Source organism: Intrasporangium zincisolvens (assembly GCF_034724055.1).
GTDB classification, from domain to species: Bacteria; Actinomycetota; Actinomycetes; order Actinomycetales; family Dermatophilaceae; genus Monashia; species Monashia zincisolvens.
On record NZ_JAWIIL010000002.1, the window covers coordinates 501529 to 523863 of the forward strand.

A 22335-nucleotide genomic window follows, 5' to 3' on the forward strand; every position below is an offset into this window, starting at 1 on the left:
GAGGTGTCGGTCGATGTGTCGGGCGAGGTGTCGGTCGATGACTCAGCGGACGGGTCAGTCGACGTCGACGGCGCACCAGACCTGCATCGAGGCCGGCCCCATCGGCAGCGTCGTGCCCGCGGGCACCGGCGCGCCGGGCCCGGAGGGGCGTGCGTCCGAGCTGTCCCACACGAGCTCGTAGGCGCTCGTGCCGGAGGCGTCCGGCAGCGTCACGTCGGCCGCCCTCGCCGCGCCGTTGAACACGACGAGGACCGACTGCTGGTCGTGCCAGAGGCCGTTGTAGAGCGCCTGGAGCACCTGCTCGGCGGGCCCGTCCCAGCGGTGCCCCATGGGCCCGCCGTCGCCGGCGAACCACGCGAGGTCGGTCGAGCCGTCGGTGTGCACCGGCCGGCCCGTGAAGAACGAGCGCTGGCGCAGCACCGGGTGCTCGCGGCGCAGCCGCACGAGGTGACGCGTCGTGGCGAGGAGGTCCTCCTGCCACGGCTCGAGGTCCCACGCCATCCAGCTGATCTCGTTGTCCTGCGAGTACGGGTTGTTGTTGCCGCGCTGGCTGCGGCCGAGCTCGTCGCCGGCCGTGAGCATGGGGACGCCGGTCGACAGCAGCAGCGTGCCGAGGAGGTTGCGCACGGTGCGGCGACGCGCGTCCAGGACCCGCTGGTCGTCGGTGCGGCCCTCGACGCCGTGGTTCCAGGAGCGGTTGTCGTTCGAGCCGTCGTTGCCGCTGTGGCCGTTGACGCCGTTGTGCTTGGTGTCGTAGGCCGTGAGGTCGTGCAGCGTGAAGCCGTCATGGGCCGTGACGAAGTTGACCGACGCGATGGTGCCGCGGTCGTGGCTGTCGAAGAGGTCCTGCGAGCCGGCGACGCGCGTGGCGAGGTCGCGGACGCCGTGGCCGACACCGCCGTCCGCCGACGCGGCGAGGTCGCGCAGCCAGAAGGTCCGCGCCGTGTCGCGGTAGCGGTCGTTCCACTCCGAGAACGGCGGCGGGAACTGGCCGGTGCGCCACCCGTGGATGCCGAGGTCCCACGGCTCGGCGACGAGCTTGGCGCGCGACAGGACCGGGTCGGTGCGCAGCGCGACGAGGAACGGGTGGTCGGGGTCGAAGTGGTCGTCCTTGCCGCGGCCGAGGGCGACGGCGAGGTCGAAGCGGAAGCCGTCGACGTGGCACTCCTGCACCCAGTAGCGCAGCGAGTCCAGGACCATCCGGGCCACGACCGGGTGGGTGAGGTCGAGGGTGTTGCCGCACCCGGTGACGTCGATGTCGCGGCCGCGACTGTCGACCCGGTAGTAGGCGCGCTGGTCCAGGCCCCGCCACGACAGCGTCATGCCGTCGCGCGACTTCTCGGCCGTGTGGTTGTAGACGACGTCGAGGAGCACCTCGATGCCGGCGGCGTGCAGCGCGCGCACCATGGCCTTGAACTCGTCGAGGACCCCCTGCGGATCGCTCACCGACGCGTACGCCGGGTGCGGCGCGAAGAAGCCGAGGGTGTTGTAGCCCCAGTGGTTGGCCAGCCCGCGCAGGACCAGCTCGGGCTCGTGGGTGAAGGCGTGGACCGGCAGCAGCTCGACGGCCGTGACGCCGAGGGAGGTGAGGTGTTCGACGAAGGCCGGGTGCGCCAGCCCGGCGTACGTGCCGCGCAGGGGCTCGGGCACGCCGGGGTGCAGCGCCGTCGCGTTCTTGACGTGCACCTCGTACACGAGCGACTCGGTCAGCGACGTGCGCGGGAACTCGTCGTCGCCCCAGTCGAACTCGCCGTCGACGACGACGCACCTCGGCATGAACGACGCCGAGTCGCGGGTGTCGCGCACGGCGAGGTCGCCCGTGAGGTCGGCCCGCACCCGGTGGCCGAAGAGGGCCGGGTCGAGCGTGACCTCGCCCTCGATGGCCCGGGCGTAGGGGTCGAGGACGAGCTTGGCGGGGTTGTGCAGCAACGACTGCTCGGGGTCCCAGTCGCCATCGACGCGGAAGGCGTAGCGCTGTCCTGCGCCGACGCCGGGCACGGTGTCGAACCACGTGCCGTGGGCCCGGTGGCGCAGCGGCACGCGTCGCTCGGTCTCGACGCCGTCGGCGTCACGGTCGAAGAGGCACACCTCGGCGCCTCGTGCGTGCCCGGCGTAGACCGAGAACACCGCGCCCTCGGGGCACAGGTGCACGCCCGGTGCGGGCGGCAGGTCCGGGGTCGCGGGTGGAGGGGGGCACATGGGGTCAGCGTATGGGGAGCCGGGGGAGCGCGAGAGGGCTGCCTCCGGCCGCTCGCACCGGTCACGACGCCTCACGCCGGCAGCGCGAACCGGCACACGACGGCGCCGTGGTCGGACGCGACGTCGACGACCTCGGCCCGCACGGGCTCGAGGTCGCGGTAGAGGACGGCGTCGAGCTCGGCGTCGAACCGCTCGACGTCCCAGCCGGTCAGGCGGGCGCCCGCCCGCGCGAGCCACTCGTGCTTGGACCCGCGGATCCGCCACGTCGGTGCGTCGAGCTCGACGTGGCGCAGCCCGAGGCCCCGGGCGAGGGCGCGGTCCGGGCGGGTCGGGCCGGGGTAGTGGTTCATGTCGCCGGCCAGGACGAGGGGGCCGGTGGCGAGGCGCGGGTCGGCGAGGGCGCGGTGCAGGCGTCGCACCTGGTTGCCCCGGGCGATGGCGCGGGCGAAGACGATGAGGTGGGCCGTCGCGACGGTGACGACGCGCCCGTCACCGTGGAGGGCGTCGTCGTGGAGGGCATAGGACCCCGCCAGCGCGCCCCGCTCGTGCCAGTGGTCCGACCACCGCAGCAGGGGCCCCGCCGGCTGGAGCGTGGCCCGCAGCGGGGGAGCCACGAGGCGCACGCGTCGGGGGTCGTGCGCGAGGACGAGCCCGGCGGCCAGGTGGCTGGCGCTCGGCACGAGACCGGCGGCGGCGAGCGCACGCGCCACGGCGGCGGCCTCGAGGTGGTGCACCTCCTGCAGCGCGAGCACGTCGGGCCGGGCCGCGACGACGGGCCCGAGACCCTCCGGGAGGGTCAGCAGCGCGCTCGAGAAGGTGTTGACGGTGGCGACGGTCAGCTCGGGCACGGGCCACCTCGCGTCGGTCGGGGCGATCAGTCTACGGTGGTGCGCATGACCGACCCGACCTCCCTGCCCAACTTCATGCCGAGCTCCCCGGGTGACATCCCGAACGGTGCGCCGGCGTCCGACACCCCCGTGCGCGACCGCGTCATCGCGGTCCTCAAGGGCCTCGGCATCGAGGCGAGCATCGACGGCGACGGCGACATCGAGTTCGCGATCGTCGACAACGAGGGCACGAGCACGACGCTGTTCGCACGCGTCGCGGAGGGTGACCTCGCCGTCGTGCGCTTCTTCGGCCAGTGGCAGCTCGCCGAGCCCGTGTCGCCCGACCGCAACGAGCGTCTCGCCCGCTGCAACGACCTCACGATGCAGCTCAACATCGTCAAGCTCTCGCTCGTCCAGGAGAGCCTCGTCGTCTCGGCGGAGCACGTCATCACGCCGAACGCCGACCTCGACATCCTCGTGCCGCTCTCGGTCAACCACATCCTCCAGAGCGTCGGCTTCTTCTTCCAGTCCTGGCTGCCCCAGGACGCCGTCGCGCCGGGCGAGGCCTGATCCGATGGGCGAGTTCGTCCGGCTCGAGGTCGAGGGCGGCATCGGCACGATCCGCCTCGACCGGCCCAAGATGAACGCGCTCAACGTCCAGGTCCAGGAGGAGATCCGGGCCGCGGCCGCCGAGGCCACCGACCGCGCCGACGTCAAGGCGGTCATCGTCTACGGCGGCGAGCGCGTCTTCGCCGCCGGGGCGGACATCAAGGAGATGCAGACCATGTCGTACACCGACATGGTCGACCGCTCGGCCCCGCTGTCGAGCTCGATCACGTCGGTCGCGCGCATCCCCAAGCCGGTCATCGCCGCGATCACCGGCTACGCGCTCGGCGGTGGCTGCGAGCTCGCGCTCGCGTGCGACTTCCGGGTCGTGGCCGACGACGCGAAGCTCGGCCAGCCGGAGATCCTTCTCGGCATCATCCCGGGTGCCGGTGGCACGCAGCGGCTCTCGCGCCTCGTGGGCGCCTCGCGCGCCAAGGAGATCATCTTCTCCGGCCGGTTCGTCGACGCGCAGGAGGCGCTCGCCATCGGCCTGGCCGACCGCGTCGTGCCCGCCGCCGACGTCTACAGCGCGGCCCGCGAGTGGGCCGACACCTTCGTCGGCGGGCCGACCTACGCGGTCCGCGCGGCCAAGGAGGCCATCGACCGCGGCCTCGAGGTCGACCTCGAGACCGGCCTCGAGATCGAGCGGATGCTCTTCGCCGGGCTCTTCGGCACCCGCGACCGCGAGATCGGCATGACCTCGTTCGTCGAGCAGGGGCCGGGCAAGGCGCAGTTCGAGGGGCGCTGAGCCGCCGATGACAGGTGACGCGCTGATGGCCCGCCCGTGACCCCGCCGCTGGACGTCCTCGTGTTCTACTCGCCCGTCGGGTCGACCGAGGACGTCCTCGCGGCGGTCTTCGCCGCGGGCGCCGGCGCGATCGGCGACTACACCGAGTGCGCCTGGTACGTCGAGGGCACCGGCCGGTTCCGACCGGGCGCCGGTGCGAACCCCACGATCGGCGCCGTCGGCGAGCTCGAGACGCTGCCCGAGCACCGGGTCGAGGTGACCTTCCCGCGCGACCGGCGCGCCGCCGTCGTCGCGGCCCTGCGGGCTGCACACCCCTACGAGGAACCGGCCTTCCACGTCCTCGAGACCGGCGCCGTCTGAGGCCCGACAAGCCCCTTCGCGTGCCCGCCGCCGGTGCGACCGGCGTCACTGGTGGTGAGCGTCACGCCCCCGGCGTGCTGAGTAAGCGATTGCTCAGTGAGAGGATGGCGGGCAGTGCCGGAGCGACCTCCGGCAGCCCCACCAGACCGCCCACCCCGCTACGGAAGAGGACGTTCACCCATGAACATCGTCGTCTGTGTCAAGTACGTGCCGGACGCCCAGGCCGAGCGCACGTTCAACGCATCCGACAACACGACGGACCGCGACAACGTCGACGGCCTGCTCTCCGAGCTCGATGAGTACGCCGTCGAGGAGGCGCTCAAGATCGTCGAGGCCGGCGAGGGTGAGGTCACCGTCGTGACGATCGGCCCCGACGCCGCTGCGGACGCCATCAAGAAGGCGCTGCAGATGGGCGCCGCCAAGGGCGTGCATGTCAACGATGCCGCGATCCACGGCTCCGACGCCGCCGCCACCTCGCTCGTGCTCGCCGAAGCCGTCAAGAAGCTGGGAGACGTCGACCTCGTCGTCACCGGCATGGCCTCGACCGACGGCACGATGGGTGTCGTCCCGACGATGCTCGCCGAGCGCCTCGGGCTGCCGGCCGTCACGTATGCCTCCGAGCTGACGGTCGAGGGCGACACGGTCTCGATCCGCCGCGACGGCGACGCCTCGACGCAGACGATCACCGCCACGCTGCCGGCCCTGGTCTCGGTCACCGACCAGATCAACGAGCCGCGCTACCCCTCGTTCAAGGGGATCATGGCCGCCAAGAAGAAGCCCGTCGAGACGTGGTCGCTGGCCGACCTCGGCATCGACGCCGCGCAGGTCGGTCTCGACGCCGCGTGGACCGCGGTCGAGTCGTTCGCGGCCCGCCCGCCGCGCACGCAGGGCGAGATCGTCACCGACGAGGGTGACGGCGGCAGCAAGCTCGCCGCGTTCCTGTCCGAGCGCAAGTTCGTCTGACCCCACCAGCCAGAGAAGGGAAACCACGAACCATGGCTGAAGTCCTCGTTCTCGTCGACCACGTCGACGGCACGGTCCGCAAGACGACCTCCGAGCTGCTCACCATCGCGCGTCGCCTCGGCGAGCCCTCGGCCGTCTTCGTCGGCGCCGGTTTCGACGCCGCGAAGGAGACCCTCGCGAAGTACGGCGCGGCCAAGGTGTACCGCGTCGAGTCCGACGACGTCACGAGCCACCTCGTCGTGCCGCAGGCCGAGCTGCTCGCGCAGCTGGTCGGCTCCACCTCGCCCGCGGCCGTCCTCGTGCCGGCCTCCACCGAGGGCAAGGAGATCGCGGCCCGCGTCGCGATCAAGACCGAGTCCGGCCTCATCACCGACGCCGTCGACGTGCAGGCCGCCGGTGACGGCGTCGCCACCACGCAGTCGGTCTTCGCCGGCTCGTACACGGTCCAGGCGAAGGTCACCAAGGGCACGCCGATCATCGCCGTGAAGCCGAACTCGGCCACGCCGGAGGAGGCCCCCGCGGCCGCCGCCGACGAGGTCGTCGACTTCACGCCGTCCGACGCCGCCAAGGGCGCCCGGATCACCGAGTCCAAGCCGAAGCAGGCCACCGGCCGTCCCGAGCTGACCGAGGCGGCGATCGTCGTCTCCGGCGGCCGTGGCACCGGCGGCGACTTCTCCAAGGTCGAGGACTTCGCCGACTCGCTCGGAGCCGCGGTGGGCGCGAGCCGTGCCGCCGTCGACGCCGGCTGGTACCCGCACACCTCGCAGGTCGGCCAGACCGGCAAGCAGGTCAGCCCGCAGCTCTACGTCGCGTGCGGCATCTCCGGTGCCATCCAGCACCGCGCGGGCATGCAGACGTCCAAGACGATCGTCGCCGTCAACAAGGACAACGAGGCGCCGATCTTCGAGCTCGTCGACTTCGGCGTGGTCGGCGACCTCTTCGCCGTCCTGCCGCAGGCCACCGACGCGATCAAGACCGCGAAGGGCTGAGCCCGCCCCGGTTCGCGACACCACGACGAGGGCCCCCGACCGGATGGTCGGGAGCCCTCGTCGTGTCTCACGCGACGGCCGTGCCCGTGGGTCCGTCGTCGTCGCGGGCCACGCGGGAGGTGGTCCGCGTCCAGCTCGACAACCGCTCACGGTTGGCGACGTAGCGGCGACCGCCCGAGCCGAAGGACCACCACGGCCCCTGGAGCGCCTCGCACGGCAGTCTGGTCAGCCGCTCCGAGCCGCGCCGGAACTCGACGCGTCCGGCACTCGACACCCGCCGCACGACGCCGCGCTCGACCGTCGTCGAGGAGAGCATGTTGTGCACGCGCAGCGCCTCCGGGCCGAGCTCGACCCGGGCCCGCCAGGCACGCACCGCGAGCAGGAGCCCGAGCGCGAGGCACACGACGTACGCGGCCACCTCGGGCACGGCCGGCACGAAGCGGACGAGCAGTCGCGCGACGAAGTAGGCGATGACGGGGCAGGCGAGCGCGGTGACGGCGCGGTGGGCCGTCGGGGCGCGCAAGGTGCTGCCCCCGGTGTCCTCGTGCCTGCGGCCCATGCCGCCGATGATAGGCGGCGCACCCGTGGGCGCCCCGGATCTCGAGCGCGACGGCCCCGTGGAGCCCTCGGGGGACGTGGGCTCCACGGGGCCGGACGCGCCGGGGGTCACCGGGTGAGGGCCGCCACCGCCGCGACGACGTCGACGAGGCCGTGGCCCTTGTCGTAGGACGTCGTGCCGTTCGTGCCGGGCTCGTACGCGGCGCCGTCCGTGTACTTGTACGCCGACGACTCGAGCGCCGCCTCGACCTGGGCAGGCGTGGCCGCCGGGTCGGCCTGGAACAGCTGCGCGACGATGCCGGAGATGTGCGGCGTGGCCATCGAGGTGCCGCTGATGGTGTTGTAGTCGCCGCCGTCGCGCGGGTCGCCGCCGGTGGTGCAGATCGGCAGGTAGATGCGGCACGAGGACGTGATGCCCTCACCGGGCGCCGAGATGTCGGGGTAGGTCGACAGCTGGCCGCGCTTGCCGCGCGAGCTGAAGTCGCTCACGGTGCCGTTGCGGGTGCCGGTGTCCTGGTCGTTGTACGAGGCGACGGACAGGATGCCGGGCGTCGGGTCCTGGCCGGGCGGGTTGGACAGGTTGGCCGAGCCGTCGCCGCCGTCGTTGCCGTTGGCCCAGACGCTGACGACGCCCTCCTTGACGAGCTCGCGCTGGAGCTTGACCGTGGCCGAGTTCGGGTCGAACTCTCCGCCGCCGGACGGGCCGTAGGAGTTGCTCGTCACCTTGATCGGCGGGCACGTGCTCGCGGCGACGCCGGCACCGCACGGGGCGGCGTGGTTCTCCAGGACCCAGTTGAGGGCGGAGTCGGCACCGACGATGAACAGGACCGCGCCGGTGCTGAGGCTGACGAGGCTGGCGCCCGGGGCCGCGCCGTGCATCTTCGTGCCGTCGGACAGCGTGACGTCGCGTCCGGCGACGATGCCGTTGACGTGCATGCCGTGGCCGCCGACCGAGAGCAGGTCGGTGTTCAGGCTGCCGGCGTCGACGGGCTGGCAGGGGAGCACCTCGAGCGGGTCGCAGACCATCTTGAGGTTCTTGACGACGGCCGAGCTGCCGTCGGGGTTGCGCAGGAACGGGTGGCTCGGGTCGACGCCGGAGTCGATGACGGCGACGCTGACGCCGGAGCCGTCGAGGGGCTTGCCGTTGGCGCCGGTCAGGGTGGCGCGCGCCTCCGAGCCGCGCGTCGCGGTGTTCGACGTGGACAGGAACATCGTGATCGGCTCGTTGCCCTCGACGTAGGTGACGCCGGGCACGGCGCGCACGGCGGCGATCTGGGCCGGTAGGCCGGCCGCGACGACGACGCCGATCTTGTCGAAGCTCTCGCGGACCACGAGGCCCGACGCGATCGCTGCACGCCGTGCGGCGGCGACGTCGGTGCCGTGGACGAGGACGGTCGTCGGCTTGACCGCGGACAGCGCCGACCAGTGCCGGGCGAGCCAGGGTGACAGTGGCGCGAGGCCGGTCGAGCTGTTCGAGCTGCTCGCCCCGGTGATGGCGCCGAGCGCCGAGGACAGGCCGTCGGACGGTGCGGCCGCGCCCGCCGAGACGGCTCCGGTCAGGCCCGAGGCGGCGAGCGCGACGGTGCCGACGCCCACGGCGACGGCGGTGCGGAGGCGGGTTCTGGTCGTGCCGGACATGGTTCCCTCTCTGCCGGTGGCTGCCGCCGACGCTGGCGACAGGGTGACCCGACAACGACGCGCCGGCCGTGGAGGTTACGGTCGGTAGCCACGGGGTGGACGGTTCCGTCGCCCCGGCGCCCGGGCCGGACGGCGCTGCGCCACGGCCTAGAATCGTGCGGTGACCGCGTACCTCGACCATGCCGCGACGACGCCGATGCTGCCCGCGGCGCTCGACGCGATGACCCGTCAGCTCGCGGTCGTCGGCAACCCGTCCTCGCTGCACCGCACCGGTCGAGAGGCCCGCCGCGCCGTCGAGGAGTCGCGCGAGAAGATCGCCCGCGCGCTCGGGGCCCGCCCCTCCGAGGTCGTCTTCACCTCCGGGGGCACCGAGTCGGACAACCTCGCGGTCAAGGGCACGTTCTGGGCCCGGCGCGACGCCGACCCGGCACGCGTCCGCCTGCTCGTCGGGGCCACCGAGCACCACGCCGTCCTCGACTGCGTCGACTTCCTCGTCGCGCACGAGGGCGCCAAGGTGACCTGGCTCGAGTGCACGGCCGAGGGCTTCGTCGAGCCCGCCACGGTGCGCCGCGCCATCGAGGAGGACCCGGGCTCGGTCGCCCTCGTGTCGGTGATGTGGGCCAACAACGAGGTCGGCACCATCCAGGACGTGCAGGCGCTCGCCGCGGTGGCCCACGAGTTCGACGTCCCGTTCCACACCGACGCCGTGCAGGCCGCGGGGCACGTGCCCGTCGACTTCGCCTCGAGCGGCGCCGATCTCATGTCGGTGACGGCGCACAAGCTCGGTGGCCCGATCGGCGTCGGTGCCCTCGTCGTGCGGCGCGACGCCACCCTCGTGCCGCTGACCCACGGTGGCGGGCAGGAGCGCCAGGTGCGCTCGGGCACCCTCGACGCCCCGGCGATCGTGGGGTTCGCCACCGCGCTCACCGCGGCGGTCGAGTCGATGGACGTCGAGGCCGCGCGGCTCGTCGCCCTCCGCGACGCCATCGTCGAGCAGGCCATGCAGGCGGCTCCCGACGTCCGGCCGACCGGCTTCTGGGAGCGCGGCGACTCGACGCGTCGCCTGCCGGGCAACGCCCACCTGCTCGTCGACGGCTGTGACGGCGACTCCCTCCTCTACCTTCTCGACGCCGCCGGCGTCGCCTGCTCGACGGGCTCGGCCTGCCAGGCCGGCGTGCCGCAGCCGAGCCACGTGCTGCTCGCCATGGGCGTCAGCGAGTCCGACGCGCGCGGCGCGCTGCGCCTCACCCTCGGGCACACGTCGACCGAGGCCGACGTCGAGGCGTTCGTCGCCGCGCTGCCGGCGGCGCTCGAGCGGGCGCGGAGGGCGCGCGAGGTCACCTCGTGAGGGTCGTCGCGGCGATGAGCGGCGGCGTCGACTCGGCGGTCGCCGCCGCCCGCATGCTCGACGCCGGGCACGAGGTCGTCGGCGTCCACCTCGCGCTGAGCCAGAGCGCCGCGACCCTGCGCGAGTCGGCGCGCGGCTGCTGCACCATCGAGGACGCGGGTGACGCCCGACGCGTGGCCGACGTGCTCGGCATCCCGTTCTACGTGTGGGACATGGCGGAGCGGTTCAAGCGCGACGTCGTCGAGGACTTCCGCGCCGAGTACGCGGCCGGCCGCACCCCCAACCCGTGCCTGCGCTGCAACGAGCGGATCAAGTTCGCCGCCCTGCTCGACCAGGCACTCGCGCTGGGGTTCGACGCCGGCGCCACCGGGCACTACGCGCGCGTGGTCGAGGTGCCCGACGCGTCGGGCGGTGCGGGCGCGTCGGGTGTCTCGGGTGGGGTGCGACGCGAGCTGCACCGGGCCGTCGACGCCGCCAAGGACCAGAGCTACGTGCTCGGCGTCCTCGACGCCGACCAGCTCGCCCGCTCGTTCTTCCCGCTCGGCGACACGACGAAGCCGCAGATCCGGGCCGAAGCCGCCGAGCGCGGCTTCTACGTCGCGAACAAGCCCGACAGCCACGACATCTGCTTCATCGCCGACGGCGACACCCGCGGCTGGCTCACGCGTGAGCTCGGAGAGGCCCCCGGCGAGATCGTCGACGCCGACGGCACCGTCGTCGGTGAGCACCGGGGCGCCTTCGCCTACACGGTCGGACAGCGGCGCGGCCTCGCCCTGGGGCGCCCCGCAGCCGACGGGCAGCCGCGCTACGTCGTCGAGGTGCGCCCCGAGACCAACCAGGTGGTCGTCGGCACGGCCGACCTGCTCGGCGTCAACGCGATGACCGGGCAGCACGCGCGCTGGTGCGGGCCGGCACCGGAGGGGGTCGTGCGCGTCGGGGCCCAGGTGCGGGCGCACGCTGAGGAGTACGCGTCGACGGCGTGGGCCGACGGCGACCGGGTCGAGGTGCGTCTCGACGAGCGGATCCGCGGCGTCGCACCCGGGCAGTCGGTCGTGCTCTACGACGGCACCCGCGTCGTCGGGTCGGCGACGATCGCCGCCTCCCGCCTCGAGCGCGACCCCGTGGCGTGACGGGCGTGAGGCCGCCGCTCGCGACCTGCCCGGCGGCACACGTCGGCCTCGATGTCCTCGTCGAGGCGTGGAACCGCGCCTACGACGGCTACCTCGTCGACGTCAGCCGTGACGCGCCGGCCCTGGCCGACCACGTCGCAGCCGGGTCGGTCGACCTCGAGCGCTCGCTCGTGGCCCTCGACGGCGACCAGCCGGTCGGCCTCGCCCTGCTCGGGGTACGCCCCGCGACGGACACGACTCAGGCCACCGATGCGGGGGACGCGGGGGAGCGGGCCTGGGTCGGTGGCTTCGGTCTCGCGCCGTCCCACCGGGGCCGGGGGCTGGCCGTACACCTCGCCGAGGCCCTGCTCGACGTCGCCCGCGGCAGCGGTGTCTCACACGTGCGGCTCGAGGTGCTGACGCCGAACGTCGCGGCGCGGCGGACCTACGAACGCGTCGGCTTCCGCATCGCCCGCCGCCTGCTCGTCCTCGGTGGCCCGCTCGCCCCGCCGGCGGACCGGAACCGCGAGCCCGGCAAGGTGGAGCTGCTCGAAGCCGCCGGGTGGACGCGCGCGCTCGGGGCGCTCCAGCGCCTCGGCGGCGGCTCGGCGCAGCCGTGGGGCCGCGAGGCCGCCCACCTGACACCTCGACCCGGCGACGTGCTCGCGCTCGCCGGTCCCGAGTCCGCGCCGACGGCCGTCGTGCTCCTGCGGCCGCGACCGGCTGCCGCGGCCGCGTCGACCGCGGGCCGGCCCGACCTGTCCGTCCTGACCGGTGCCGCCCTCGATGACGACGCGGCTGACGCAGCCGTGTCGGCTCTCGCCGCGCGCCACCCGGGGAGCGCGTGCCGGGTCGTCAACGAGCCGGCGACGTCACCGCTCGCGGCGGCGTTCGGCCGGGCCGGACTCGCCGTGGACCTCGACCAACACGAGATGACGGTCTCGCTCTAGACCGCGGAGCGGCTCCACGTCAGCACGCGCGCCGTCGGCTCGAAGCCGAGACCGCGGTAGATCCGCTGAGGGCCGGGGTAGGCGTCGTCGCCGCGCGGGGTCACCTGCGCGAGGCGGCCTCCGGCGTCGCGCAGGGCGTGCAGGGCCGCGAGCGTCACCGCGCCGGCCAGGCCACGACCGCGGTGGTCGGGCAGGGCACCGACCGGCTCGACGAGCCCGACGCCGGACGCGGGGTCGAGCCAGACGAGCGCGGAGGCCACCATCGCGCCCGACGCGTCGAGGGCGACGAGGTCGAGGTCGCCCCGGTAGGGCCACGCCGCCATGAGCTGGGCGTAGGACGACGCGTCGACCTGCGAGGGGCCGAGGTCGGACCACGCGCCGACGTGGACGGCGGCGCGCTCGGCCACCTCGTCGGCCCGGACCGGCCGGAAGGTGTACCCGGGCACGACCGGGACGGGGCGGAGCGCGTCTAGATCAAGGACGTGGTGGGTGAAGAACGGCTCCTGCTCCCGGGGCCGGAAGCCCGCGTCGGCGAGCGCGGACCCGACGGCGGCGTCGCCCTCGACGGCCATGACCGACTGCTCGTCGGCGTCGCTCCACTCCTCGAACCACTCGAGCACCTCGACGGCCACCTCGGGGTGGGTCGGGTCCACCTGCAGCTCGAGCCAGTCGGGCGCCTCGGCCCAGCCGAACCCGACCGCGTGGCCGTCGTCGGCCCACACCGACACGGCCTCGGTCGCGTCGAGGGCGAACGGGTCGACGGGCCGGTAGTAGCGGCTCCACGCCAGCTGCCCGGGGTGGAACCGGCTCGTCGGCGTCCACGTGCGCGAGCACAGGTCCTGCATGGCGCGCAGGTCGCCGGGGCCGGAGAAGTCGCGTCGCATCACCGCGCCACGCTAGCGCGCGCCGGGAGCGGTCCGGCGTGCCAACCGTCCGAGGTGCGCGCGTGCCCTTCGCCGGCCCTCGTCGGGCCTGACCCGCGCGGAACCGTGCGGAGCATCCACCTAGGCTGGCGCGGTGACCCTCGCTTCCGGCATCGGCTCCTGGCCCGGCACCTCCGTGCGCGACGCGCTCGCCCAGGTCGGTGAGCTGCTCGAGGGCCAGCTGCCCTACCTGCCCGAGCTGCCGGCCCGCGGCCCGGGCGCCGACATGGTCGGGCGCACCGCCGGGCTGCTCGTCGAGCTGCCGGTCGACCTCCAGCCCGTCGGGTGGCGCCTCGTCGACCGCCCCGGACGCGACGCCGGGCGCACCGCCACGCTGCTGCGCGAGGACCTCGACGAGCTCGCCGAGGCCTTCGACGGCCACACCGGCCCGCTCAAGCTGCAGGTCGTCGGCCCATGGACCCTCGCTGCCTCGCTCTGGCTGCCGCGGGGGGAGCGGGCCGTCGTCGACGAGGGCGCCTGCCGCGACCTCGTCGAGTCGCTCGCCGAGGGGATCCGCCAGCACGTCGGTGCGGTGCGACGGCTCGTGCCGGGTGCCGAGGTCGTCGTGCAGGTCGACGAGCCGTCGCTGCCCACCGTCCTGGCGGGCCGCCTGCCGACCGCCTCGGGCTTCGGGCGGCTTCCCTCGCTCGACCCGCAGGTCGCGGCCGGCGGCCTGCGCACGGTCCTCGACGCCGCTGCCGAGGTCGCCGACGGTCGCACGGTCGTGCACTGCTGCGCGATCGACCCGCCCCTGCCGCTGCTGCGGGCTGCCGGCGCCGCGGCGATCTCCCTCGACACCAGCCTGTTGCGCCCCCGCGGCTGGGAGGGCGTCGCCGTCGCCGTCGAGGACGGGGTGAGGCTGCACGCCGGGTCCGTGCCCACCGACGGTTCGCGGCTGCGTGCCGCCGACGTGGCCGACCACGTCGAGACCGCGTGGCGCCGCGTAGGGCTGCCGGTCGCCGACCTCGCGGACGTCGTCGTCACCCCGGCCTGCGGTCTCGCCGCCGCCGCCCCGGACCTCGCCCGACGCGTCCAGCGCACCGCCGTCGACGCGTCCCGTGAGCTCGCCGAGCGGGCCGAGGGCTGACGCGTCGATCGGGCTGACGCGTCGCGCACACGCCAGCGACTGCACGGCGAACGACGGAGGCCGGCCACCCCGTGCGGGGTGACCGGCCTCGAGTCGTGCTCGGGTCAGTGGCGCCTCAGAGGGCCGAACCCTGGGCCCACGCGCTCGGGCTGAGGTTCCAGTCGGCGTAGCCGTTGCCCATCGTCATGCCGCGGTTGGTGCCCGTGGTCTCGACGACGTCGCCGATGATCGTGTGGTCGTACATCCACTTGCCGTTGGCGTCGCTCATGCCGGTGCAGCCGTGGCTGACGTTGCGGTGGCCCTGGTCGGCGACCGACCACGGGGCGGAGTGGAGGAACTCACCGGAGTTCGTCACCCGCATCGCGTACTTGACCGGGGTGTCGGCGTAGTAGTTCGGGTCGTTCTTCTTCAGGCCGATGGTCTCGGCCTTCATGGTGATGTTCGTCTGCTTGTCCATGATGACCTTGACCCCCGAGCGGGTCGTGAAGCCGGGGCGGCCGCCGGTGATCGGGATCCGCTTGGTCCACTTGCCGTTGATGTAGACGTCCATCTGGTCGGTCTTGAGGTTGACCTTGGCCACGAGGGCGCGACCGATCGTGAAGTCGGACGTGCGCGACATCTGGCCGAAGCGGCCGTTGCCGGCCGGGACGCCGTTGAGGTCGGCCTCGACGTGCACCTTGGTGCCCGCCTTCCAGTACGTCTTCGGACGCCAGTGCGCCTCGGTCGAGCTGAGCCAGTACCAGGATCCGGCCTGCGCCGGCTGGGCCGTGACCTTCATGTGCTTCTCGAACTCGGCCTTGTCCTTGACCGGCAGGTCGAAGCGGACGACGACGGGCATGCCGATGCCGACCGTGCCGCCGTCGCGGGGGGAGACGGCGACGTAGATCTGGTCGTCGAGCGTCAGGTTGGCAGTGCGGAAGGTGCGCGTCGTCTCGGACGACTTGCCGTCGGCGTCCTTGCCCTCGAGGGTCAGCGTGTACTTGACGCCGGGCTCGAGCAGGTCACCAGCGGTCCACGTGCCGCCCTCGAGGGTGCCGTCGACGGCGATCCGGTTGCCCTTCTTGCTCGTGTACGACAGCGACGCCTTGGTCAGCGTGCCCTTCTGGGCCGAGGCCTTGACGCGGGTGTCGACGGCGACGTCAGTGGCCTCGTCGGCGGGCGTCGTCGTGAACGCGACCGGCTCGGTGGTCGGGCTGGGGGCGGCGCTGCTCGTCTGCCCGGGGGCCGAGGTGCCGGACCCTCCCGGGTTCGCGGTGTCCGCGGTGCCGGCCGAGCTGCAGGCGGCCACACCGAGCAGGGTGATGGCGGCCAGGCCCGAAACGACGACGGAACGGATGTTCGACTTCACGCGTGCTGTACCCCTCGAGACGGTGCCGGAGTCCCCGGGGCGGAACGGGGACGGCACGTCGGTAGTGACCCGTCATCAGTGTCGCCGAAACCGGGCAATACTCCAAAACGTACGGCGAGTCCAGCCGCCCCGCGTGTCGCGATGGTGCGACGCCCGGTGCAGTACCCGCAGGTAGGCCTCAGCCGGCCCCCGCGAGACCGCCCGGACACGGTAGCGGAGCAGGCCGACAGACGCCTCCGGAGACGCTTCGAGGTGCCTGCGACGGGGGTCAGGCGTCGGCCTGCGGGCGCACCTCGCGTCGCAGGATCTTGCCGGTGGGGCCCTTGGGCAGCTCGGGCAGCAGCCAGAGCCGACGCGGGTACTTGTAGGCGGCGATGCGCTCCTTGACGTAGCCCTGGACGTCCTCGAGCGTCGCCGTCGCCCCCGGCCGGAGCACGACGGCCGCGCCGACCTCCTCGCCCATGAGGTCGTCCGGCACGCCGACGACGGCCGCCTCGAGGACGTCCGGGTGCGTGTAGAGCACCTCCTCGACCTCCCGCGGGTACACGTTGAGACCGCCGCGGATGATCATGTCCTTCTTGCGGTCGACGATCGTGAAGTAGCCCTCGTCGTCGACGGTCGCGAGGTCGCCCGAGCGGAACCAGCCGTCCGGGATGGCCTCCTTCGTGGCCTCAGGCCGGTTCCAGTAGCCCTTCATGATGTTCTCGCCGCGGATCGCGATCTCGCCGATCTCGCCGGCCGGGGTGTCGTTGCCCTCGATGTCGACGAGCTTGATCTCGCAACCGGGGATCGCACGGCCGATGGTGCCGGGCTTCGTCGGCTTGTCGGGCATGTTGAACGACGCCACCGGTGAGGTCTCGGACAGGCCGTAGCCCTCGAGGATCTGGCAGTGGAACTTCTCCTCGAACGCCTTCATGACGGCCTCGGGCATGGCCGAGCCGCCGGACGCGCAGGTGCGCAGGCTGCTCGTGTCGGCCCGGTCGGCGTCGGAGTGGTTGAGGATCGCGGCGTACATCGTCGGGACGCCCTGGAAGATCGTCACGCGGTCGCGGCCGAGCACCTCGATGGCCTTGGCCGGGTCGAAGCGGGGGATGAGGGTGAGCGTGCAGCCTTGCTGGACCGAGGTGTTGAGCCCGCACGTGAGGCCGAAGACGTGGAACAGGGGCAGGCAGCCCATGATGACGTCGTCCTCGGTGATCTGCATGATGTCGGCGGCAGAGCGCTCGGCGTTGCGGTGCAGGTTGAAGTGGGTGAGCTCGGCTCCCTTGGGCTTGCCGGTCGTGCCGCTCGTGTAGAGGATCACGGCCGTGTCGTCGTCGGCCCGCTCGACCGCCTCGAGCACGGGCTCGCCGGCCGACTCCGACGCGTCGAACTGCCCGTCGGCCGGGCCCATGGGGCCGCAGACGACGAGGCGGGTGCCGGTCTCGGCGGCGGCCTTGCCGGCCTCGTCGGCGAAGTCGGGCCAGACGAAGCTGAACCGCGCGCCGCTGTCCTCGTAGAAGTACTGGATCTCGCCCGACTTGAGCAGCGGGTTCATCGGCACGACGATGCCGCCCGCGAGGAGCGTGCCGTAGAAGACGACGGGGTAGGCCGGCACGTTGGGCAGGATGAGCGACACGCGGTCGCCGGGCTCGAGGCCAGCCGCGCGCAGCTGCCCGGCGACGGCCGCAGCGGCGCGGTGCAGGGCACCCCACGTCACCTCGAGCTGGTCGAGCTTGATCCCGACCTTGTCGGGGACGCGCCCGGCGGTCGCGACGAGGTTGGCGGCGAGGTTGGTCATCGGTGCTCCTTTGCAGCGCTGGCTTGCGGCCATTGTTACCCGTCGGTCCGTCCGTGAACAGGGGTTCGCGGACGGCTGTGGGCGGTCTCTCGTGGCGGCCGGGCGCACGGGCTCCGATGCCGGCGCGGTGCGGACGATCCGCGGCGCGCCGTGGCCGCGGCGGTGTCCGACCCGGCTGGCAGGATGGGCGGGTGAGCGAGACCACCGGAAAGGCCGCCGGCGCGACGCCGGTCACCGACGACGTCCCCACCGCGGTCCACCAGGAGTGGGCCGAGCTCGCCGAGCAGGCCTCCGCGGCCCAGTTCGCCTACCACGTCAAGGATGCGCCGACGATCAGCGACGGCGAGTACGACGCGATCATCCGGCAGCTCAACGCGATCGAGGAGCAGCACCCGTCGCTGCGCACGCCCGAGAGCCCGACGCAGAACGTCGGCGGCGCGTCGTTCGCGACCGGCTTCGAGACCGTCGACCACGTCGAGCGGATGCTCAGCCTCGACAACGCGTTCTCGTTCGAGGAGCTGCAGACGTGGGCCGAGCGGGTCGAGCGCGAGGTCGGCAGCGGCGCCCACTTCCTGACCGAGCTGAAGATCGACGGCCTGGCGATCAACCTGCTCTACGAGAAGGGCCGCCTCGTGCGGGCCCTGACCCGCGGCGACGGCCGCACCGGCGAGGACGTCACCAACAACGTGCGCACCATCGAGGGCATCCCCGAGCGCCTCGCCGGCGACGACGTGCCCGAGCTCGTCGAGATCCGCGGTGAGGTCTTCTTCCCGTCGGCGGGTTTCGCCGACCTCAACGCGGGCCTCGTCGAGGCGGGCAAGGCGCCGTTCGCCAACCCGCGCAACGCGGCCGCCGGCTCGCTGCGCCAGAAGGACCCGAAGGTCACCGCGACGCGTCCGCTGCGGATGCTCGTGCACGGCATCGGGGCGCGTCGGGGCTTCGACATCGAGCGGCAGAGCGAGGCCTACGACCGCCTGCGCGGCTGGGGCCTGCCGACCTCCGACGAGGTGCGCGTGCTCGACGACATCGCGGCGGTGCAGGAGTTCGTCGCCTACCACGGCGAGCACCGGCACGACCGCTCCCACGAGATCGACGGCATCGTCGTCAAGGTCGACGAGGTCCCGCTGCAGCGCCAGCTCGGGGCGACCTCGCGGGCGCCCCGCTGGGCCATCGCCTTCAAGTACCCGCCCGAGGAGGTCAACACCAGGCTCCTCGACATCCGGGTCAACGTCGGGCGCACCGGGCGGGTCACGCCGTACGGCGTCATGCAGCCCGTCGTCGTCGCCGGCTCGACCGTCGAGCAGGCGACGCTGCACAACGCCTACGAGGTCGAGCGCAAGGGCGTCCTCATCGGCGACACCATCGTGCTGCGCAAGGCCGGCGACGTCATCCCCGAGATCGTCGGGCCGGTCGTCGAGCTGCGCGACGGTTCCGAGCGGGCGTTCGTCATGCCGACGGAGTGCCCGTCGTGCGGCACCCCGCTCGCGCCCGAGAAGGAGGGCGACAAGGACATCCGCTGCCCCAACTCCCGGGCGTGCCCGAGCCAGCTGCGCGAGCGGGTCTTCGGTCTGGCCTCGCGCGGCGGTCTCGACATCGAGGCGCTCGGGTGGGAGGCCTCGATCGCCCTGACCGACCCCGAGTTCGACCGGCCCGAGGAGGCCGACGCCGACGGCGTGCCGCGCTCGGAGCCCGTACTGCCGGGGGAAGCGGGCCTGTTCGACCTGAGGCCCGAGGACCTGAGCGAGGTCACGGTGTGGCGCCGCCGCAAGGTCAAGGGCGTGCCGGGGCCGTGGCAGCAGGAGCTCTACTTCTTCACCAAGCCGACCGCGAAGACACCGTCGAAGCCGCGGGCCAACACCGAGGTCCTCTTCGTCGAGCTCGAGAAGGCCAAGTCGCAGCCGCTGTGGCGGGTGCTCGTCGCCCTGTCGATCCGGCACGTCGGGCCCACGGCGGCCCGGGCGCTCGCCTCCCACTTCCGGTCGATGGACGCCGTCCGCGCGGCCTCGCGTGAAGAGCTCGCCGAGGTGGAGGGCGTCGGCGGCGTCATCGCCGACGCCGTCATCGACTGGTTCGGGGTCGACTGGCACCGCGACATCGTCGACCGGTGGGCCGTCGCCGGCGTGCGGATGCAGGACGAGGTCGACGCGTCGGTCGAGCGCACGCTCGAGGGCAAGACCGTCGTGGTCACGGGCTCGCTCGACGGCTTCTCGCGCGACGAGACGAAGGAGGCGATCATCAGCCGCGGCGGCAAGGCGTCCGGCTCGGTCTCGAAGAAGACCGACTTCGTCGTCATCGGGGCCAACGCCGGCACCAAGGCCGCGAAGGCCGAGGAGCTCGGGCTGACGATCCTCGACGAGGACGGCTTCCGCCGCCTCCTCGAGACCGGCTCGCCCGACTGACGCACCCGAACGTCCACTTCGACACGGTCGTACCACCCGCGGCGTCAGCCGCGGGCCAGCTCGCCGGGGCTACCGTGCATCAGGGTCGCCGACGCGTTCCGAACGAACCGGCAACCTTGCAGGTCAAGCGAATTCGCCTGTGTACAACTCTTGTCCCGGGAGGGTCACCCAGGTAGAATCGAACACATGTTCGATGATGTGCTGCGCACGGCGGAGGGACTCGCGTCCCTCGTCGACGCGTTGCGTGCCGTCGACGGCGAGGGCAGCGACGCCGACCGGGTCGACCAGCTCGCGGCCCTCGAGCGCGTCAAGGCTGCGGTGGCGGCCGCGCAGTCGCGTGTCACGGTGGCCTTCGTCGAGTCCCAGGCCGAGGTGGCGCACCAGTGGCGCGAGCGGGCCCGGGAGTGCTCCGCGGCAGGCGATTTCGAGGGATGGCGCGCAGCGCGCGACGAGGCGCGCCTGGCCTCGGTCGCGGAGGCCGCTGCCGAGGGCGGTGTTGACGCCCCGCGTCGGGCGCGGCGCAGCGTGCGCAGCGAGTCGCTCCGGAGCGTGGCAGGCCAGGTCGCCCTCGCGCGACGTGAGTCGCCGGTGCGCGGCAGCCACCACGTCCGTCTGGCGCTGCGGCTGCTCCGGGAGATGCCGGAGACGTTCGCGGCGCTCGAGCGCGGCGACCTCAGCGAGTGGCGGGCCTCGATCGTCGCCCGCGAGACCGAAGGGCTCGACGAGCACCAGCGCCGGTTCGTCGACGCCGCCGTGGCGGGCCGGCTCGGCGACGAGCTCGGCTCGCTGGGCAACCGTGAGCTCGTACGTCGTGTCCGGGCCGCTGCCTACGTGGTCGAGCCGGCCTCGGTGCTCGCGAGAAGCACACAGGCGCAGGCTGATCGACGGGTCACGATCCGCCCTGCCCCCGACACCATGGCGTACGTGACGGCGCTGCTCCCCGTGGCCCAGGCCGTCGCCACCCATGCCGCGCTGACTGTCGCCGCCGACTCGGACCGTGCGGCCGGTGACGACCGGACCAAGGGGCAGGTCATGGCCGACGAGCTCGTGGTCCGGGTCACCGGGCAGGAACGCGCCGAGGACGTCGCCGTCGAGGTGCACCTCGTCATGACCGACCGCGCCCTGTTCTGGGGCGACGACGTGCCGGGGCAGCTGCCGGGATACGGCCCGGTCCCGGCCGCGTGGGCGCGCCGCCTGCTCGTCGGCGACGCCGACCCGGCCCGACCCGACGCCCGATCGGATGGGACCCGGTCGCGTGTCTGGCTACGCCGGCTCTACGCCGACCCCAGTGCCTCCGAGCTCGTTGCCATGGAATCCATGCGCCGCACCTTCGACGGCGGCCTGCGCCGCTTCCTCGTCGCCCGCGACGGCGCGGTCTGTCGTACCCCGTGGTGCGACGCCCCGATCCGCCACGTCGACCACGTCGAGGACCACGCGTCGGGCGGTCCGACGAGCGCCGGCAACGGTCAGGGCCTCTGCGTCCGGTGCAACCACACCAAGCAGCTGCCGGGATGGAAAGCCATCGCCGACCCGACCGCTAGTCAGCGCGCCGGACCCCACCGCGTCGTCACCATGACGCCGACCGGGCACAGGTACGAGTCGCTGGCGCCCCCGCTCGTCCCTGGACACGCGCGCGACCTCTGCAGCGCCCTCGAGCGTCACGTCGAGGTCCTCCTGCTCGACGCCGCCTGACCCCAGTCGCTCACACCCTGCAAGGGTGGGGGGCATGGAGTTCTTCTGCTACCACCGTGACCGTCACGGCTCGACGCCGCTCCGGGAACGGATGGTGGAGCAGCACTGGTCGTACATGGACCGGTTCGCGGAGACGATGATCGCCCGAGGTCCGACGTTCGCGCCCGACGGGACGCTCACCGGCAGCGTGCACGTCCTCGACCTGCCCGATGTCGCTGCTGCGCGGGCCTTCGCCTTCGAGGAGCCCGGATGGCAGGCGGGTGCCTATCGCGACGTGCTGCTGCGCCGCTGGCGCAACGCATCGGGCCGGACCATGTGGGAGTTTGCGGGTGGGCGCCCGGACGATGCGCCCGACACCCCGAGGTACCTCGTCCTCGGCTTCACCGAACCCTCGCGCACGGCGCCGGAGGTGCCGAACGGTGGCGAGGTCATCGTCGGCGGACCGCTGCTGTCCGACGACGGTTCCACCGTCCTGGGCGCAGCCGTCCTGCTCGAGGCTCCCGACGCGGACCGGGCCCGTTCGCTTCTGGACGACGCGACCTTCGTCGCTGTCGAGGCCCACGAATGGAGGGCCGGCGGGCGCTCGTCGTGACGCGGCCGCGTGCGCCGGGGACGGGCTGACTCACCCACTCCTGCCGAGCCGGTCCCGGCCGCTCTTGGCGTGCGCCCGGTCGCATGTGTGCCCGACCCACAGAACGGGGCGAGGTGTGTGGGTGCCCACCGTCCTTTCGCCCTTCGGCCCTCCTAGGCTTTCCCGCAGCCTCCCCGGTCCCGACGCCGGGTCCGAAGTCCGGGAGGCGCCCCCGTCGGC

The 22335-nt window shown here is 73.1% G+C and carries 19 protein-coding genes; 12 read left to right on the plus strand and 7 right to left on the minus strand.

The window, feature by feature from the left end:
* Nucleotides 1–54: 54 nt before the first annotated feature.
* Entirely contained in the window at nucleotides 55–2199 is a 2145-nt protein-coding gene (gene glgX / locus RY076_RS06625; RefSeq protein WP_323096804.1) for a glycogen debranching protein GlgX, read from the minus strand.
* A 71-nt stretch (nucleotides 2200–2270) separates the two neighbouring features.
* The gene (locus tag RY076_RS06630) at nucleotides 2271–3047 is read right to left on the minus strand and encodes an endonuclease/exonuclease/phosphatase family protein (RefSeq protein ID WP_323096805.1); all 777 of its coding nucleotides are present in this window, start codon (nucleotides 3045–3047) and stop codon (nucleotides 2271–2273) included.
* Between the two features lie 45 nt (nucleotides 3048–3092).
* Between RY076_RS06630 and RY076_RS06635 the strand changes: the two genes are divergently transcribed.
* The 5 genes from RY076_RS06635 (at nucleotide 3093) to RY076_RS06655 (ending at nucleotide 6692) form a co-directional block, all read left to right on the plus strand.
* Nucleotides 3093–3596, plus strand: a complete 504-nt coding sequence (locus RY076_RS06635; protein WP_323096806.1) for a YbjN domain-containing protein — start codon at nucleotides 3093–3095, stop codon at nucleotides 3594–3596.
* A gap of 4 nt (nucleotides 3597–3600) precedes the next feature.
* On the plus strand, nucleotides 3601–4380 hold the full coding sequence (locus tag RY076_RS06640) for an enoyl-CoA hydratase/isomerase family protein (protein WP_323096807.1): 780 nt from the start codon (nucleotides 3601–3603) through the stop codon (nucleotides 4378–4380).
* Between the two features lie 36 nt (nucleotides 4381–4416).
* Entirely contained in the window at nucleotides 4417–4740 is a 324-nt protein-coding gene (locus RY076_RS06645) for a YqfO family protein (RefSeq protein WP_323096808.1), read from the plus strand.
* A 180-nt stretch (nucleotides 4741–4920) separates the two neighbouring features.
* Entirely contained in the window at nucleotides 4921–5703 is a 783-nt protein-coding gene (locus RY076_RS06650) for an electron transfer flavoprotein subunit beta/FixA family protein (protein ID WP_323096809.1), read from the plus strand.
* A gap of 32 nt (nucleotides 5704–5735) precedes the next feature.
* Complete coding sequence (locus RY076_RS06655) at nucleotides 5736–6692, plus strand: electron transfer flavoprotein subunit alpha/FixB family protein (RefSeq protein ID WP_323096810.1); 957 nt, start codon at nucleotides 5736–5738, stop codon at nucleotides 6690–6692.
* 67 nt (nucleotides 6693–6759) lie between these two features.
* Here RY076_RS06655 and RY076_RS06660 read toward each other — a convergent pair whose 3' ends face one another.
* The gene (locus RY076_RS06660) at nucleotides 6760–7251 is read right to left on the minus strand and encodes a hypothetical protein (protein WP_323096811.1); all 492 of its coding nucleotides are present in this window, start codon (nucleotides 7249–7251) and stop codon (nucleotides 6760–6762) included.
* A gap of 107 nt (nucleotides 7252–7358) precedes the next feature.
* Nucleotides 7359–8888, minus strand: a complete 1530-nt coding sequence (locus RY076_RS06665; RefSeq protein ID WP_323096812.1) for a S8 family serine peptidase — start codon at nucleotides 8886–8888, stop codon at nucleotides 7359–7361.
* A 160-nt stretch (nucleotides 8889–9048) separates the two neighbouring features.
* On the opposite strand from RY076_RS06665, the gene RY076_RS06670 reads away from it, so the two are divergent.
* Genes RY076_RS06670 through RY076_RS06680 form a run of 3 tightly spaced genes read left to right on the plus strand, consistent with a single transcriptional unit; the run spans nucleotide 9049 to nucleotide 12295 of the window.
* Nucleotides 9049–10236, plus strand: a complete 1188-nt coding sequence (locus tag RY076_RS06670; RefSeq protein WP_323096813.1) for a cysteine desulfurase family protein — start codon at nucleotides 9049–9051, stop codon at nucleotides 10234–10236.
* On the plus strand, nucleotides 10233–11366 hold the full coding sequence (gene mnmA / locus RY076_RS06675) for a tRNA 2-thiouridine(34) synthase MnmA (RefSeq protein ID WP_323096814.1): 1134 nt from the start codon (nucleotides 10233–10235) through the stop codon (nucleotides 11364–11366). The genes RY076_RS06670 and mnmA overlap by 4 nt, the downstream gene beginning before the upstream one ends.
* Nucleotides 11367–11371: 5 nt before the next feature.
* Nucleotides 11372–12295, plus strand: a complete 924-nt coding sequence (locus RY076_RS06680) for a GNAT family N-acetyltransferase (RefSeq protein WP_323096815.1) — start codon at nucleotides 11372–11374, stop codon at nucleotides 12293–12295.
* Here the strand turns inward: RY076_RS06680 and RY076_RS06685 are convergent.
* Nucleotides 12292–13179, minus strand: coding sequence for a GNAT family N-acetyltransferase (locus tag RY076_RS06685; protein WP_323097191.1), 888 nt, complete (start codon nucleotides 13177–13179; stop codon nucleotides 12292–12294). The two genes, RY076_RS06680 and RY076_RS06685, sit on opposite strands and share 4 nt — an antisense overlap.
* A gap of 133 nt (nucleotides 13180–13312) precedes the next feature.
* On the opposite strand from RY076_RS06685, the gene RY076_RS06690 reads away from it, so the two are divergent.
* Nucleotides 13313–14305: a uroporphyrinogen decarboxylase/cobalamine-independent methonine synthase family protein gene (locus tag RY076_RS06690; protein WP_323096816.1), complete on the plus strand. Its 993-nt coding sequence runs from the start codon at nucleotides 13313–13315 to the stop codon at nucleotides 14303–14305.
* Nucleotides 14306–14420: 115 nt separating this feature from the next.
* Here the strand turns inward: RY076_RS06690 and RY076_RS06695 are convergent, their stop codons facing one another.
* On the minus strand, nucleotides 14421–15653 hold the full coding sequence (locus RY076_RS06695; protein ID WP_323096817.1) for a L,D-transpeptidase: 1233 nt from the start codon (nucleotides 15651–15653) through the stop codon (nucleotides 14421–14423).
* Nucleotides 15654–15921: 268 nt separating this feature from the next.
* Nucleotides 15922–17433, minus strand: coding sequence for a long-chain-fatty-acid--CoA ligase (locus tag RY076_RS06700; protein ID WP_323096818.1), 1512 nt, complete (start codon nucleotides 17431–17433; stop codon nucleotides 15922–15924).
* Between the two features lie 191 nt (nucleotides 17434–17624).
* Here RY076_RS06700 and ligA point away from each other — a divergent pair, with 191 nt between their 5' ends.
* From ligA to RY076_RS06715, 3 genes are all read left to right on the plus strand, one after another.
* Nucleotides 17625–19832 (plus strand): NAD-dependent DNA ligase LigA, encoded by a 2208-nt coding sequence (gene ligA, locus RY076_RS06705; protein WP_323096819.1) that lies wholly within the window; start codon nucleotides 17625–17627, stop codon nucleotides 19830–19832.
* 186 nt (nucleotides 19833–20018) lie between these two features.
* Entirely contained in the window at nucleotides 20019–21524 is a 1506-nt protein-coding gene (locus tag RY076_RS06710; protein WP_323096820.1) for an HNH endonuclease, read from the plus strand.
* Nucleotides 21525–21558: 34 nt separating this feature from the next.
* Nucleotides 21559–22116 (plus strand): YciI family protein, encoded by a 558-nt coding sequence (locus RY076_RS06715; RefSeq protein WP_323096821.1) that lies wholly within the window; start codon nucleotides 21559–21561, stop codon nucleotides 22114–22116.
* The last annotated feature ends 219 nt before the right edge of the window (nucleotides 22117–22335 follow it).

Coding starts and splice junctions, on each gene's coding strand:
- glgX (WP_323096804.1), bottom strand. CDS start 2,199: ATGTGCCCCCCTCCACCCGCGACCCCGGACCTGCCGCCCGCACCGGGC.
- RY076_RS06715 (WP_323096821.1), top strand. CDS start 21,559: ATGGAGTTCTTCTGCTACCACCGTGACCGTCACGGCTCGACGCCGCTC.
- RY076_RS06700 (WP_323096818.1), bottom strand. CDS start 17,433: ATGACCAACCTCGCCGCCAACCTCGTCGCGACCGCCGGGCGCGTCCCC.
- RY076_RS06650 (WP_323096809.1), top strand. CDS start 4,921: ATGAACATCGTCGTCTGTGTCAAGTACGTGCCGGACGCCCAGGCCGAG.
- RY076_RS06640 (WP_323096807.1), top strand. CDS start 3,601: ATGGGCGAGTTCGTCCGGCTCGAGGTCGAGGGCGGCATCGGCACGATC.
- RY076_RS06710 (WP_323096820.1), top strand. CDS start 20,019: ATGTTCGATGATGTGCTGCGCACGGCGGAGGGACTCGCGTCCCTCGTC.
- RY076_RS06665 (WP_323096812.1), bottom strand. CDS start 8,888: ATGTCCGGCACGACCAGAACCCGCCTCCGCACCGCCGTCGCCGTGGGC.
- RY076_RS06660 (WP_323096811.1), bottom strand. CDS start 7,251: ATGGGCCGCAGGCACGAGGACACCGGGGGCAGCACCTTGCGCGCCCCG.
- RY076_RS06685 (WP_323097191.1), bottom strand. CDS start 13,179: ATGCGACGCGACTTCTCCGGCCCCGGCGACCTGCGCGCCATGCAGGAC.
- RY076_RS06655 (WP_323096810.1), top strand. CDS start 5,736: ATGGCTGAAGTCCTCGTTCTCGTCGACCACGTCGACGGCACGGTCCGC.
- RY076_RS06635 (WP_323096806.1), top strand. CDS start 3,093: ATGACCGACCCGACCTCCCTGCCCAACTTCATGCCGAGCTCCCCGGGT.